This window comes from Croceicoccus sediminis, from assembly GCF_007570835.1.
Lineage (GTDB): Bacteria > Pseudomonadota > Alphaproteobacteria > Sphingomonadales > Sphingomonadaceae > Croceicoccus > Croceicoccus sediminis.
Map to the genome: position 1 here is coordinate 67,038 of NZ_SUNC01000001.1, position 14,158 is coordinate 81,195.

Below are 14,158 nucleotides of genomic sequence, written 5' to 3' on the forward strand. Positions count from 1 at the left end.
AGTCATTGAGAGGGAAGGGGGCTTGCTTCTGTTTGAGCCGAACGAGCGTCGGATGGTCGATGCCCGTGCTCATACTCAGGAGTAAGTCCCATGATCAAGACGATCCCGCTGACCAAGTTGGTCCAGTCCCCTCGCAATGTGCGCCGTCACGGCGACCCCGCCGCAGATGCCGAACTGAAAGCGAGCATTGCAGCCCATGGGTTGTTGCAGAACCTCATCGTTCGGCCTGCTGCTCGTGGCAAATTCGAGGTTGAAGCCGGAGAGCGCCGCCGATGCGCCTTGCTGGCGCTAGCCGAAGAGAAAGTCCTGCCGAAGGGCTACGAGGTTACCTGCCTCGTGCTTGAGGACGATGCGGAAATAGCCATCGAAACGAGTCTGGCCGAAAACTTCCATCGCCTCGCGATGAACCCAGCCGATGAAGCGCAGGCGTTCGCTGCCCTTATTGATGCTGGTGCCTCGACGGAAGATGTCGCGCGCCGCTTCGGGCTGAAGGTCCGCTTCGTCGAAGGCCGGCTGCGTCTCGCGACCCTCGCGCCTGTCGTCTTCGATGCTCTTGCATCCGGTGAAATCACTCTCGATCTCGCCAAAGCTTTCGGCGCGACCTCCGACCAGGAGATTCAGGCTCGCGTCTATGAACAGGCGTCCTCGGGCTATTATGCGCCCAGCGCCGACAGCGTCCGGCGCATGGTGCTCTCCGGCACGGTCCGCGGCAGCGATGCTCGGGCCCGTCTTGTCGGTCGCGACGCATATACCGCTGCAGGTGGCCGGATCGAACGCGAACTCTTCGACGACGATGACAGCGAGTCCTGGGTTGATGTCGCGCTTCTGGAAACCCTCGCCTCGGAGGAGATGGAAAGGCGCGCCAAGGCGCTCGCAGCAGAGCAGGGTCTTGCCTGGGTCAAGCCTACGCTTGACGCTTATGCCAGTCACGATCTCGTAGAAGGTCTCATTCGCCTTCCGGCCGAGCCGGCTCCGTTGACTGACGCCGAACTGGCCCGCCTTGATGAACTCGATGCTTCTTACGACGAGCATGCGGCCATTCTCGAGGATGAAGACAGCGCGGAAGAAGCAATTGCTGCGGCCGAGGCGACGATCGAAGCGATTGAGCGCGAATGCCAGGACATTCGGGCAAAGCCCCCGGAGCTGGCGCCCGAACTGAAGGCCGATGCCGGAATGATCCTCGTTCTCTCGCGCGATGGCGCACCGGTCCTCCAGCCGGTGTTCTACGGCGAGCGCGTTATCGAAGTCGTTGGTGACGACGATGTCGTCGAAGTCGTGGCGAGTGTCGGCAGTGATGGCAAACGTCGTGCAGCGCTTTCCAAGCGTCTGGTCGACGAACTTGCGATGCAACGTCGTGACGTGCTCGCGCTCCACGTGGCATCGGATCCCGGCCTTTCGCTCGACATCATGGTCTTCACCCTCGCGGATGCCGACACCCACGACTGGCGGTCACGCGCGGCCACGACTCTGCGTGGCGGCGTCCCTGCGGGTCCGATTGTCGGGTTCGAAGCGAAGGATGCGCCGGCAAGCGCATCCCTTGCGGACCTGCGCTCGGGTCTCGATGAGAGCTGGCGATCTGGCGAAGACGCTTCGTCGCGCTTCAAGATGTTTCGGGCACTCGCTGATGAAAGTCGCGCAGCATGGCTCGGCTTCGTCGTCGCTCGCACACTCGAGGCGAGCCTCAACATGGCAGGCGAACGTCAGATCACGTTCCAGGATCATCTGGGCAGCACGATCGGCATCGACATAGCGCAATGGTGGCGTCCGACCGCGGCAAACTACTTCGACCGCGTCTCGAAGCAGGTCATCCTTGATGCGCTCTTCGATGTTGGCGGTTTGGAACTGTCCTCACGCTTTGCATCGGTGAAAAAGGGCGATCTCGCGATGAGCGCCGAGCGCGTCTTCGCCGGGACCTACATCACCGAGGTCGAAGTTCGGGAAAGAGCCCTCGCCTGGGTGCCCGAAGTCATGCGTTTTGCCGACCAGCCGGAAATTCCTGCCGATAACGAAGCGCAAAGTCCCGATGCGGATTTCGTCGCCAACGACGACAATCAGCCCCCGAGCGAGCTGGCCGCCTGACCTCCTCCTGACAGGAACGGCTGCTCGCCACCGTGAAGCGGTCCTCCGGCACATGCCGGGGGGCCGCTTCCTTCATGGAAAGAGAGCGGAGGGGGCTCCGGGATCTCCGGCACTGACCGACGGAACTGTCGTCAGGCCATTTCAGGAGATACAACATGGCCTATCGCAAGGGACAAAGCGGCGGAGTGTCGCCTGCTACCCGTATCACCCAGGAAATCATCGCCCGCCTCGAGTCCGGCACGAAGCCCTGGATCAAGCCATGGCGCGGTGTGCCAGTCTCGCGCCCATTGCGGGCGTGCGGCATCCCTTATCGCGGCATGAATGTATTCTGGCTCTGGATGGTTGCCGACATGTGCGGTTACGCCTCGCCGTTCTGGATGACCTACAATCAGGCCAAAGAACTGGGCGCACAGGTGCGCAAGGGTGAAAAATCCACCATCGCCATTTTCTACAAGAGCTACACCAAGGAAGTAGAAGCACCCGACACCGGCGAAAAAACCGACGAAAGTCGTCGCGTGTTGAAGGCCTATCCGGTTTTCAATGCTGATCAGGTCGAAGGTCTTCCGGAACGTTTCCATCCCGCCGCGACGCTTGAGGTGGTGGAGCCCGAGGGCCGTCAGGCTGAACTCGACTCATTCTTTGCCAGTATTCCGGCCGTCCTGCGTCATCAGGGCGACGAAGCCTATTATGAGCCGGTAGCTGACCGGGTGACAATGCCGCCCTTGCATCTCTTCTCAGGCTTCGACCACTATTACGCGACGCTCGCGCACGAGCTATCGCATTGGACCGGTCATGCCAGTCGCCTCGACCGCAATCTCAAGAATCGATTTGGCTCTGCAGCTTACGCTGCAGAGGAACTCATTGCCGAACTTTCGAGCGCCATGCTCGGCGCTGAATTCGGTCTGCCAGTCACACACTTGGATAGCCATGCGAGCTATATCGAGCAATGGCTCAAGCTCCTGAAGCAGGATGACCGTGCCATTCTCACCGCTGCCGCAAAGGCGGAGGAAGCATCAAGGCTTCTGCTCAGACTCGGGGGACGGACCTCTGCCGATGATATTGACGAAGCGTCTGACGACGCTGCGCTGGCCGCTTGAAGGAGGGCATCATGGGCCGATCGGTCAGCTATCCCAGCGGGGCCATTGTCGCCTTCACCGTGCTCGAAGTCGAAAACGACGACGACTGGGACTTCGAATATGAATGGCTCCGCGAGGATCTGCGCGAGCGCGCAGGGCAGGCATTCCCTTCCCTGATCGCGCACGACGGTTGGCGAGGCCGCGAAGACCGTATCCTCATGCGCAATGCCTATGCGGATTTCGGCGTGTCAGTTTACGCCGGCCTGGTTGCGGTGTGGATCGTCGAGCGCGACGATGGCGCCTATTGGGATGCCGATTGGCGCACGGCCAGATCGCCCAGAGCACAACGGTGGCTGTCCCAGATCGCCTCGCGCTTTGAAGCGTTGTTCGGCGACTACGTCTGCCTCGGTCACATGTCGAACGGTGAGGGCGTCTACGCAAAACGGGTGGCCTGAATGCGCCACTCAATCGTGAGCGAACACATGTACCAGTCCTGACTGACGAAGCCTGCATGTGCACTCATGGTCTGAAGCCATGCGAGAGAGGCCCTGGGCCAGCCGCCAGTCTGCCGCAACCCGGCTTGCGCAGGCCCGAGTTGGCCCGGCCCTGTGGGCCGTTGGCCTGCCCGCGCCAGCCTGCCCAAGCGGGTTTCCCCTGTCGGGTGCGGAGACTGCCTCAAGCTGGCCCTGACGGGCTCTCGCTGGCGCAGCCATGAGCGGGTGCGTCAGCCTCACGCCAGTCAGGAGGACAATACCCATGCACTCATCATTTTCTGAGCAACTTGCCGGCCTCGATCTTTCCGGTTTTTCGATTGGTCCTGCCCCGGTTTCCACCAATGATTTTCCGGTCCACGATGCGGTCGTCCAGACTCTCGAAGCAGTATGGTCCGATCTATTTGCGATGGTCGCTGGGACTGCGCTGGAGGCCGATGCCGAGGACCTCGGCTGGGCGTTCGTCAACATCTTCCACCGTTCCGCGACCCGCAAATCGACCGCAGTCGACCGCGCAACCGACGAAGTCCGAGCGCTCCTGGCCACTGCAGATGGATCCGAAATTCATACCCATGAACTCGAGACCCAGGTTGAGCGTGCGCAGTGTGCCGAAGGTGCCATGATCGCCCTCGAAGAGATGCGCGAAGTGGCCGCTGCCCTCTATCTCAACGAATTCGGCTCCTCATGGAAGCCCGTGTCGAGTTCGCGCTTCAATCACAGCGCCATGCTGACTTCCGCGCTTGTGGAGGGCCGCGAGTTCATCCGAGCCCGGTCCGAAGCCAAGCGTCGCGCCGCCATGCCAGAAGGAACGCCGGTAATCTTTGCCGGTGGCCGCACACGCCATCCAAACGAGCAGGACGCGCTCACTTTCGCCAACAACGTCTGGGCTACTCTGGATAAGGTTCACGACCGGGTTCCTGACATGGTTCTTGTCCACGGCGGTGATTCCAAGGGCGTTGACCGTCTGGCATCTTCATGGGCGGAACGACGCAGTATCCCCCAAATCAGCTTCTCCCTCGACATGCGTCTGGGGGCTCGCGCAGGCTTCAAGCGCAACGAGCGTATGCTTTCGCTCGACCCCCGTTATGTCGTCGCCTTTCCCGGAAACGGGGTCCTGGAGCGCCTCGTCATCGAAGCCAAATCCCGTCGGATTACCGTCGTTGATCGCCGCGGTCCGCTTGGAACTTCTCCCAAGCGCGCGGCTCAGGATACCGACTGATGCGTCCGGCATCGCGCCAGCACCATCGGCGCTGGCGCAGCCCGTCAGAGGAAAGAGATCGCCTGTTATCGTGGGCAAGACGATCGGTTCTTGCCCGCACATTGCAGGAGAAATCTGATGACTGATTTTCAGGCAATCATGGCGGACTTTGCTGTCCGCCAGGCCGAACGCGCGGCGCAGGCACAAAGTGAAATCCAGCAACTCAAGGCAGCTATCATTGCCCCGCTGCGCAATGCCGAAATTGTCCGCGTAGAAATCCGTTTCGATGGGTGCGGCGACAGCGGTGCGGTCGAAGAATGCGTCTTCTATGACGCCGGCGGGGCGAGTGTTCCGTGTCCCGAAGTGACGATCGACCGTCCTGGAGAAGGCGGCGACCAGAGCCTCAATTCCGCCCTCGAGCAACTGACTTACCTTGCTCTCGAACGCCATCATCCCGGATGGGAAATCAATGATGGTGCCTGCGACGAACTGGTCATCGACGTGGCTACGCCGAAATTCGTTCTGGACTGCCAGCTGCGTTACACGGCGACCCACGACCATTCGACTGATCTCTAGGAGAAGTGCGATGGCTCATTGCTATTATCACGCCCTATCGTCGGTCCGGAAATGGGGAGGGGTGGTGGAAGATTACCTGCCGCTCCACCAATGGTTTGACCAGTCGAAGGCGATCTTTGCTGATCCGCGGCACCGGGCCCTTCGACACCATGCTGAAGGCATTTTCATGCTCGAAACGCTGTTCGGGCCTACCATCGTCAACGCCGACAGCCGTGTCGTGCCCGTTCGCCTTGTAGGCGAGCAGCACGTCCGCGAGGACTTGGGCACGATTCCTTCCTTTGCGGATTGGGGGCGCCTCATCACGCCCCAAGACTGGATGTTGCGGGGCCATCGTCTGGACGAGCCTATGCCGCTTGGCACTGTGGAGACTGCTGCTGGCGGCGCGTTTTCAGGGGGGCTTTCGTCCGCTTCGGGAGGAGTGTCGGTAGTCGAGATATGACGTCGCCTTTGAAGGCAGGCGAGGTCAAGGGGTACGTCGCATCCCGATAATACGAAAGGTCATGGCTTGGCCTGGCAAGGCACTCGGGACCAACCCGGCCTGTAAGCAAACCTTTCCTGAAGCATCCCCGTCGAGACGCGCAACCCCGATCAGGTCCGGCCGAGTTGCCGGGCTGCGCCCGGCTGCCCGCACCACCCGAACCAGATCGAGGTTTCCCTTCGGTGCGCTTCGCCGTGGCCGCTTCCTAGTCGGGTTTGCAGCCGGGATGGACCCGGAATGCTCGATCAGGAGAAAGACCATGACCAATCTCGTAATCCTCGTTGGCCGCATCGCCCGCGATCCCGAAACCCGCACGACCCAGGGCGGTACCAGCATCACCTCGATCTCGGTCGTCACCGACCGTCCCGCACGCAAGGACGGCAAGACCTACAAGGACGAAAACGGCTACACCGCCAAGGACAGCGAATTCCACCGCGTGACCTGCTTCAACGGGCTCGGCCAGAACGTCGCCAAGTATTGCACCAAGGGCCAGCTCGTGACGGTCGAGGGGCGCATCCACTATACGCAGTGGGAAGACCAGGACGGCACCAAGCGCTACGGCTGCGAGATCATCGCCGACAAGGTGGACTTCCTCACCAAAGGCCGGGCGTCGAACAATGAGGGTGCGCCCGACATCGACGAGGACTGAGTTCCTCCCACAAACAACAAGGCTCCGATGGTTCGCGCCATCGGGGCCTTTTTTCGTGCTCGCTGGCGTGAACGGCGGGGCGGGGCATCGAGCCCACACCCCGCCGCGGTTGAAGTGTCAGGCGGGGGAGAGCCGCTTGAGAGCATCGTCGATTCCGATGGTGAGCGATGCGCGGATGAGCTGCTTCAGTTGCGCCGGTTCGATCGTCTCGGCTCCGCATTCGAGAAGAACCTTGCCCAGTTCGCCGGCTGCTTCATCACGGAGCCTGGCCTCCTGTGCATCGAGTTCTTCGCGCTGTTCACGCAGTTTCTTGAGCGCATTCCGCGCGCTCGGTTTGGACCTGGCCATCAGATTGTCCTTTCGCTGGCCGTTGGTCCCCTCCACGCGCGACAGTGCCAGCATGGGGCCATGTAGGAAAACGGTATTTGCCGCGATGCCAGTGCTTTTCTCGCTGACGTTGGAGAGGTCTCTCTCGCAGAAAGACCAAGTGTGATGCGGGCTTTGGGGCCGCGTCAAGGACGACGGGGCCCCACCATTTTTACCGGGCAAGCCCGGCAAAAATCGTTTCCCCCATCGCCGCTTCGCGGCCGCGCTATGCGCGGTCCCTGACCCGGCCCGTCACCCACATCCTCGCAGCTCCTGATGCGACGCATCGAACATCAGGAGGAAAGATCATGTACGCTTCACTGAATATCGCGCAGGGTTCATTCCAGGCAGATCAGGCAGCTTTCGTTGCCGCACTCGACAAGGCTCATGCCCGGTCCCTTCACAGCTACTTCACCCAATATGTCCTGACCGATGGTGAGGCAGGTTACATCGCGGTCGATGAGGGCGATTACGGCGCACTGCCCAAGGCCATGCTGGACCGGGTCATCGACACAGTGCCAGGAAAGCTGAGCGATGAAATCTGATGCCACACACAAGGAGGAAGTCCGTCAGGGCTTCCTCCTATCTTTTTGCTCGGGTCCCGTATTGTCGCTCCCGGAGGCACCGCGCGAGCATTCCCTGCAGCATCAGTCCTCGGCATCCGACGCATCGAATTTCTCGAGTCGATCGGGCATGTCGAGTACCTTCATGGCCGCTGCTGAAATGGCTTCTGCCTTCGTCGGAAAGGCTTCTGCCGAACTGATCGACACGCCGCTCGAATAGGTCACGGTTGCCTGGAAACCATTGCCTTTGGGTGTCGCGCTCAGTGTTACGTCCGCCATAGCGATGCTCCCGGTGGGATGCCCGCGACACCATTCTTCCTGCCCGCGGACTCGATCGATCTTTTAACACAATTGGCAATCGAGCGGCATCGTCTTCATCCCTTGGACTTGGGACTTCAAAACCGCCGATCCCGTGCTGGTGATGACACTGGGACCTACCCTCTAAGCTGGGGACAGAGGTGCACACCGTACGCCGCCACGCGGCAGAAAGAGATTGTTAAGCAATAGGTTACGTGAAGTTGTTCCTCTACAAAGAGGAGCAAGTCAATGCAAGCGAATGGCTATGTGCTACCAGCAAATGAGGCCCCGAATCATGCCCAGACCCGCTCCGGTGATGGGCGTGGGAGTAGTGAAAAGGCAATGCCGTCCAACCGGGTGCGGCTCAACGGCAATATCGTTCGGCGTAAACCGGGCAAGCGTATCAGAGAGTATTGGGATGTTGATCTGCCGGGCTTTGGCCTTCGGGTAAATCCCGGCGGCAGGCGAACGTGGTTTGTCCTGTTCCGCCAGCGTGGCAAACTGCGGCGTTTGTCGCTCGGAACTTCCCGCGACATTTCACCTGCCACGGCCCGCCGCCTCGCGCGGGCGAAACTGGCCGAGGTGGCGCTCGATGGGCTGCCGACGCGCAAGAAGGCCCGCGCCGCGCAAAAGAGCGATGCGCCCCTGCTGCGCGATTACGCCGAACGCTTCTGGGCCGATTACGCGCGGCACTGGAAACCATCGACCCGAAAGCGCAACGAGAGCGCTATCTTCAAGGAAATTCTCGGGGCATTCGGCGACCGGCGGATTGACGGTCTGGCGAAGGGTGACATCCTGTTCTGGCGCGACAGCTTTGTCGAACGCCCCGGCGTGTTCAACCGCACCCTGCCTGTGTTTTCCGTGATGATGGGATACGCGGAGCGACTTGGTCTGCGACCGCGTGGCTCCAATCCGTGCAAAGGCACGCCGCGTTACAAGCGTAAGCCGATGGAGCGGTTTCTCGCTAGCCATGAATATGCGCGACTTGCCACGGCATTGCGGGACTATGAGGCGGAGCAACCGCTTTACGTCGCGGCGATCCGCCTGCTGGTCTACACCGGCGCGCGTTGCGGGGAGATCGAGCAACTGCGCTGGGAATGGGTGCAGGAACCACGCCTGATGCTGCCGGACAGCAAAACCGGCGCGAAGATCGTCTATCTCAACCGGCAAGCCATGGATGTGATTGCATCGCTCCCAGACCGGCAAGCAACCGGCCTGCTGTTTCCCTCGTTCCGCAATCCCGACAAGCCGATCACGCTCGGCATCCATTGGTCGAAAATCCGTAACCGCGCGGCCCTGCCGGATGTACGCCTACATGACCTGCGCCACAGCTTCGCGTCAGTCGCAATCCGCGACAACATCTCGCTGATGGTGATCGGCAAGTTGCTCGGGCACGCGCTGGCAGAAACGACGACCAGATATGCCCACTTGTCCGATGAGATCGTCGCCGATGCAGCGGAGCGCGTATCCGGCTCAATTGCCCGCCTGATTGGAGTAGGGCAATGAACGCGCTGACCCTGCGGGGGATCGTCGCCGAGGAGCTGGGCAGCCTCAAACTCCATGTGATTGGCAAGTGCGGTGGCCTGGGCGAGCTGCGCAAGACGTGCTGGACCCGCGAACTGCCCGGCTTCGGGACGCGGCATTATGCCAGCGGGCGCAAGGTCTACATCGTCCAGGCACGGATGGAAGGGCGCACCCGAACGGTGACGATCGGCAACGCCAGGGTGCTGAGCCGTGCGCAGGCGATTGACGTGGCGCGCCGCGTGCTGCTCCGCGCCCAGACTGGCGACAACCCGGCAGAGGAGCGCAAGCGCCTGCGCAAGGTTCCGTCCTATCGTGACTTCCTGAAGACCTATTGGGAGCGGGTATCGCCGAAGTGGAAGCCGTCCACGCTCTACACCCACCGCTATTACAAGCGGAAATATCTCGACCGGGCCTTTGAAGGCCTGTTCCTTGATGAGATCGAGGAACGCCATGTGCAGGAATGGTTCAACCGGATTACCGACACCGGTGGTCCCGGTGCTGCCAATCGTTGCGGGGAAATCCTGAGGGCCATGTTCAACAAGGCTGAGGCTTGGGGCGTGCGGCCCGAAGGATCGAACCCCTGCCTCTACATCCGCAAGAACAAGGGGCGGAAGTGCGAGCGTTTCCTGTCCGATCAGGAGTTCAGGCGCATCGGCGAGGTGCTCGACCGGTACCGCAAAACCTTCCCTCTGCATTGCGCGGCAATCAGCCTGTTGATCCTGACCGGCTGCCGCAAGTCGGAGATCACCTGTCTCAAATGGAGCGAGGTACGGGGGAGGCGCTTGCTGCTGACCGACAGCAAGACCGGCCCGCGCACGGTCTGGCTGGCGGAAGCGGCTGCAACCATCCTCCACGCGCTGCCGCGCCGTGAGAAGCAGCGGTATGTGTTCTGGAACCCGGCCACCCAGCGCCCGATCACGGACATCGGTAACCTATGGGGCAAGCTGCGTGACGAGGCGGGCCTACCCGGCGTCCGCATCCACGATCTGCGGCACAGCTTTGCCAGCCACGCCGCCGCCCATTCGGAAACCCTGCCGATGATCGGCAAGTTGCTGGGACATGCCGATGTGCGGACTACGACCCGATATGCTCACCTTGACGATGGGCATGTCATCGAGGCAGCCCAGCGGATCGGCGACCGGATCGAGCAGAACATGAGCGGCTCATATTCATTGAGCCGTAACACTAAGTATGATAGTGGGCCGTTGCTGCATGACTGAGAGCCCGCGCATCCGCATCTACGCCAACCGCTGGTTCGCCAAGTTCGCGGCAAAGGAAAAGATCAGCGATGCAACGCTTGCTGATGCCGTGCATCGGGCCGAATCTGGCCTGATCGACGCCGATCTTGGCAGCGGTCTGATCAAGCAACGCATTGCGCGCCAGGGCGGAGGCAAATCGGGCGGCTATCGCTCGATCCTGATCTTCCGCTCGGGCGAGCGGGCCATATTCGTGTTCTCCTTCGCAAAGAGCGACAAGGCGAACCTGAGTGCGGCGGAACTGAAGGTCTATCGCAAGGCGGCCAGCATCATGCTGGAACTGGACGATGACCAGATCGAAACTGAAGTTGAAGCAGACCGATTGGTCGAGGTGAAAGACGATGAGCAAGGCTAAGGCAAAGACCTACAAGAGCGAGGCGATGGCCGCCGTCCATGAGATGATGGAGGGCCTTCATGACGCGGGCAGCATCGACAAGCGCACCATGCGCGAGTTCGATGAGGCCTGCCTTGCGCCTGCGCCTGTTCTGTCGCCGGATGAGATCAAGGCTATCCGCGAGGCGGAGCATGTCTCGCAGCCGGTTTTCGCGCGCTATCTCAACGTCTCGAAGAACCTCGTGTCGGACTGGGAACGCGGAGCGAAGAAGCCGGGAGGTCCCGCGCTGCGGCTCCTTTCGATCATCCAGCGCAGCGGGCTGGATGCGGTGGCATGACACAACATCGTGCATCCGTCGCTGTCGGATGACAGTCGATCGCCCCTTCCGCACCGGTTGAAGTTTGGAATAATCACACTGTCCGAGTTCAATAGATGCGGAGTGGGTATGCCAAAACTAAAGGTTGAAGCGTTGCCATCCGGAGATTCTGGACGGCACTTGGTCAGGTTGAACCACACGCACCGTTCTGGAGTTGCAAGGTATGGCATCGCGCGAATAACCAACAACGCAAACGGCAGATCGCTCAATGTTCTGTTGCTAGGTCATGACCGATCAGACGCCATCTTCATGCCGTTCGATCTCCGGGAGGCGTTGGGGGTTGCAAAGGGTGGCGAGCTTGATTTTTCAATATCGAAGGTCGGGTTGTGCGGGAAGATGGGCTGGTATGTCGGCTCCATCGATCCTGCCATACACATCCCAGCGTGGATCGCTGTTGTAGGCCTGGTTCTGGCAATCTTCGGTTTAGGGATCGGGATACTATCAATTATCTGTTCGTAACGTCGTGGTCTCGATTCTTTAAATCTTCTGGACGCCGCCACGGATCGGTCGCGTAGCGGCGTGAGTCCATCAACCCGAAGCCTGCCGGGATCCCAAGCAAAAGGGTCCAGAAGAGAAATCTTGCTCCACGTTGTTCCAGCGTTGGCTCATAGCCATCGTCTGCGTATTGTTCACAGCCACCGTATAATGGGTCGCCTGATTCTTCACAGGACGGATTTCCCATCATAGCGGCCGCGAAAAGCGCAATTCCCGCAACCCACGCAATCCCCTTCAACAGAGCGGACCAGCGCCCGGCTTTCTCGCCATAGTCGCGGGTCATTTTGTATGCTTGGAATGCGATGAACGCCAAGAACAACGTTCGACCAACATCCCAAAGAGTGTCTGAATAAAATTCAGACATATCTGCCTCCGATCAATCCCGGAATCCCTGCAGCACATGCATGCCCAGCCGTCAGACACCTATCCATTAATTCCATGTGTCCTATCGAGCGGTACGCGAATTATCGCGAATTTGAAGAGAGCAAAATATTTGCAGAGTCCTCCAATATGCCACGCTGATTGAGTGCTTCTGCGGCGGACATTTGAGACACGGCGATGAACTGCATAATTCCATTTAGGCTGGGAATCTCGACCACCCTAACTGACACGTAGACGTCACCCTCTGAAGTGCGGGCCTGACCTGCTGCCGTCGCCGAATCAAAACCGCGCCACTTGATGAATACCGGGGGACGCCCTGTCGCGCCTGCACCCTCAACCGCCGCCCTCGCGTTCGAAACGAGTGATCTGACGGGGTCGGAATATCGACCGCCGTTTGCCGCAAAGCTGACCCCAATATACGTGGATGGGTCCAGTGTTTGGGAAAGGCTTATCATTTCGACGTCGCGCGCGCCGGGGTTCCGAATCTGTTTTCGTTCCAAGGTGAATGGCGCAAGTGCGAGGATCGACACATGGGCTGCGGGATATTCGAATTCGGTGAGCCGGTCGTCCCAAGAAGGAGAAACGAGTTTAGCGAAACGGAACTCGCTCGCACGGATACCGGACAAGACACGCTCGATCAGATCGCTGGTAATGTAGGTTCGTCCCCCAGGCACATCGAGCGGGCTTCCGCTTCCTGCCGCGGCAAGCAGCCTCTCTGCGGAAGCGATGCTCTCCCGAATCTTGGCCTGATAGCCGGGGTTCGTCGATGCGTTTAGCGCCGCCTCTTTTGAGGCCAGATAGGCTGCTGTCCTGACAATGCGGCCCGCCCTCAGGCTCTCGTTTGCACTTAGCCAAGTCTGTTCCTGAAAGTCCTCCCGCGCTTCGCCAACTTCAGCCAGCAAGCCTTGCAGCATTTCATTCGCAGATGGGGAATCCCGCAAAGCTGAAGGCATCAGCATCCAAAATTCATCATGCAAAGCCTTGTCGATGTAGCCATCGACCGAACGCACGGTTCGCATGATCTCCATCTGCCTTGCGTTCAATTCTGGGCGGGCTTCGTCAGCAGAAGCAAGATTCCTTCGGCCCGCGCATTTCTCAAGTTCCGCTACACCTTCGGCGATGCCATCTAGCGAAACGCGATCAAAGAGGTTGCCGTCTATCTGAATGCCCATCTGCCCATACGAGCGCAGGGCTTGATGAAGCCTTTGAGGATCGAGAAAGAGGGCTACGCCGTGCCCGAACATTCCGAGGTCGAAGGCCTCTGCAGTACGCTCGCCAGTGTTTAGATCGAAGCTTCCACCGTTCCCGAACAACAGTGCCACTCGGTGGTCCTGCTGTGAAAAATCGGTATAGCGAGGGCTATAAACCATTATGCTTGACGACCCCTGCGCAACGGGCAGTTCGATCGTCACATTTGTCCGGTTTTCGGCCAAACCCTCCCTGAGATTTGTCTGAGAAAGATTGCAACTCCCATCCTGTTTCCAGACCCGCCAGTTGTCCGAGCGCCAGACGGTATTCGACGAAGTCTGCGCCGAAACGGGTGCGCTCACAGCGCCCAAAACAAGAGCGGCAAACACGCATTTCGCTTTTAAGTTCTTCAATCCCGCCGCCCCCCAAAGAATGCCCGATGTTGTTATGCTCTAACCTAGCGATGAAATGTTGCCAGTCCATTTAGCTGGTGCCAGTCGTTTCAGCATGAGATTGGCCTTCGCAAATGGCTATCCGCTACAAAAACGCAGTTGCAAGTTCGAAGAGATGGGTCTGCGCTGGCTATCCATCATGCGCCGGATAGGCTAGGAAATCCACGTGAAACCAAAGCCTTTGCCTTCACAAATCGGGCGGGGAAGTGGTCGATCACAACGGTCCATATAGGGAACAACTTCGCGCACACCGTACGCGACAAATCGCAAGCGGGAGGCAGTAAAAAAGATAGTAAATGCATCGTGTTGATGGATTTTTGCAAAAATGGCAGCTTCTCAATCAGAAATGAATAGTCGCCAATTCGCCAATCGGATTCGA

17 protein-coding genes are annotated in these 14,158 nt (G+C 59.7%); 13 read left to right on the forward strand and 4 right to left on the reverse strand.

Translation table 11 applies throughout. From position 1 onward, the window contains the following. Positions 1 to 90 precede the first annotated feature (90 nt). The 7 genes from FAX90_RS00220 (at position 91) to FAX90_RS00250 (ending at position 6,547) form a co-directional block, all read left to right on the forward strand. Complete coding sequence (locus FAX90_RS00220; RefSeq protein ID WP_144094461.1) at positions 91 to 2,079, forward strand: ParB/RepB/Spo0J family partition protein; 1,989 nt, start codon at positions 91 to 93, stop codon at positions 2,077 to 2,079. A 155-nt stretch (positions 2,080 to 2,234) separates the two neighbouring features. After that, positions 2,235 to 3,176 (forward strand): ArdC family protein, encoded by a 942-nt coding sequence (locus FAX90_RS00225; protein WP_144094463.1) that lies wholly within the window; start codon positions 2,235 to 2,237, stop codon positions 3,174 to 3,176. An 11-nt stretch (positions 3,177 to 3,187) separates the two neighbouring features. Continuing rightward, entirely contained in the window at positions 3,188 to 3,610 is a 423-nt protein-coding gene (locus tag FAX90_RS00230; RefSeq protein WP_119594991.1) for a hypothetical protein, read from the forward strand. A 301-nt stretch (positions 3,611 to 3,911) separates the two neighbouring features. Further along, positions 3,912 to 4,865 (forward strand): DUF2493 domain-containing protein, encoded by a 954-nt coding sequence (locus tag FAX90_RS00235; protein WP_144094465.1) that lies wholly within the window; start codon positions 3,912 to 3,914, stop codon positions 4,863 to 4,865. A 117-nt stretch (positions 4,866 to 4,982) separates the two neighbouring features. Then, positions 4,983 to 5,420: a DUF6878 family protein gene (locus tag FAX90_RS00240; RefSeq protein WP_144094467.1), complete on the forward strand. Its 438-nt coding sequence runs from the start codon at positions 4,983 to 4,985 to the stop codon at positions 5,418 to 5,420. A 10-nt stretch (positions 5,421 to 5,430) separates the two neighbouring features. Further along, a complete protein-coding gene (locus tag FAX90_RS00245; protein ID WP_144094469.1) occupies positions 5,431 to 5,859 on the forward strand; it encodes a DUF6915 family protein in 429 nt (142 codons plus the stop codon). Positions 5,860 to 6,157: 298 nt separating this feature from the next. Then, a complete protein-coding gene (locus FAX90_RS00250; RefSeq protein WP_054529553.1) occupies positions 6,158 to 6,547 on the forward strand; it encodes a single-stranded DNA-binding protein in 390 nt (129 codons plus the stop codon). 117 nt (positions 6,548 to 6,664) lie between these two features. Here FAX90_RS00250 and FAX90_RS00255 read toward each other — a convergent pair whose 3' ends face one another. Next, a complete protein-coding gene (locus FAX90_RS00255) occupies positions 6,665 to 6,949 on the reverse strand; it encodes a DUF6437 family protein (RefSeq protein WP_229668155.1) in 285 nt (94 codons plus the stop codon). 272 nt (positions 6,950 to 7,221) lie between these two features. Here FAX90_RS00255 and FAX90_RS00260 point away from each other — a divergent pair, with 272 nt between their 5' ends. Further along, the gene (locus tag FAX90_RS00260) at positions 7,222 to 7,458 is read left to right on the forward strand and encodes a hypothetical protein (protein ID WP_109807379.1); all 237 of its coding nucleotides are present in this window, start codon (positions 7,222 to 7,224) and stop codon (positions 7,456 to 7,458) included. A gap of 102 nt (positions 7,459 to 7,560) precedes the next feature. On the opposite strand, the gene FAX90_RS00265 is transcribed toward FAX90_RS00260, so the two are convergent. Then, entirely contained in the window at positions 7,561 to 7,755 is a 195-nt protein-coding gene (locus FAX90_RS00265; RefSeq protein WP_120216640.1) for a hypothetical protein, read from the reverse strand. Between the two features lie 267 nt (positions 7,756 to 8,022). Here FAX90_RS00265 and FAX90_RS00270 point away from each other — a divergent pair, with 267 nt between their 5' ends. The 5 genes from FAX90_RS00270 to FAX90_RS00290 all read left to right on the forward strand — a co-directional run bounded on the left by FAX90_RS00270 (position 8,023) and on the right by FAX90_RS00290 (position 11,722). Beyond that, positions 8,023 to 9,279 carry a tyrosine-type recombinase/integrase gene (locus tag FAX90_RS00270; protein WP_144094471.1) on the forward strand — a complete coding sequence of 419 codons (1,257 nt, stop codon included), beginning with the start codon at positions 8,023 to 8,025 and terminating at the stop codon, positions 9,277 to 9,279. Next, positions 9,276 to 10,517, forward strand: coding sequence for a tyrosine-type recombinase/integrase (locus FAX90_RS00275; RefSeq protein WP_144094473.1), 1,242 nt, complete (start codon positions 9,276 to 9,278; stop codon positions 10,515 to 10,517). The genes FAX90_RS00270 and FAX90_RS00275 overlap by 4 nt, the downstream gene beginning before the upstream one ends. Next, a complete protein-coding gene (locus FAX90_RS00280; RefSeq protein ID WP_240704644.1) occupies positions 10,510 to 10,908 on the forward strand; it encodes a type II toxin-antitoxin system RelE/ParE family toxin in 399 nt (132 codons plus the stop codon). Before FAX90_RS00275 ends, FAX90_RS00280 begins: the two co-directional genes overlap by 8 nt. Then, the gene (locus FAX90_RS00285) at positions 10,895 to 11,224 is read left to right on the forward strand and encodes a helix-turn-helix domain-containing protein (protein WP_120323635.1); all 330 of its coding nucleotides are present in this window, start codon (positions 10,895 to 10,897) and stop codon (positions 11,222 to 11,224) included. Before FAX90_RS00280 ends, FAX90_RS00285 begins: the two co-directional genes overlap by 14 nt. A 168-nt stretch (positions 11,225 to 11,392) precedes the next feature. Further along, positions 11,393 to 11,722 (forward strand): hypothetical protein, encoded by a 330-nt coding sequence (locus FAX90_RS00290; RefSeq protein WP_240704645.1) that lies wholly within the window; start codon positions 11,393 to 11,395, stop codon positions 11,720 to 11,722. Here FAX90_RS00290 and FAX90_RS00295 read toward each other — a convergent pair. Both FAX90_RS00295 and FAX90_RS00300 read right to left on the reverse strand, forming a co-directional pair. Beyond that, positions 11,709 to 12,122, reverse strand: coding sequence for a hypothetical protein (locus tag FAX90_RS00295; RefSeq protein ID WP_144094477.1), 414 nt, complete (start codon positions 12,120 to 12,122; stop codon positions 11,709 to 11,711). The genes FAX90_RS00290 and FAX90_RS00295 overlap by 14 nt on opposite strands. A gap of 100 nt (positions 12,123 to 12,222) precedes the next feature. Beyond that, the gene (locus FAX90_RS00300) at positions 12,223 to 13,740 is read right to left on the reverse strand and encodes a hypothetical protein (protein WP_144094479.1); all 1,518 of its coding nucleotides are present in this window, start codon (positions 13,738 to 13,740) and stop codon (positions 12,223 to 12,225) included. Positions 13,741 to 14,158 lie beyond the last annotated feature (418 nt).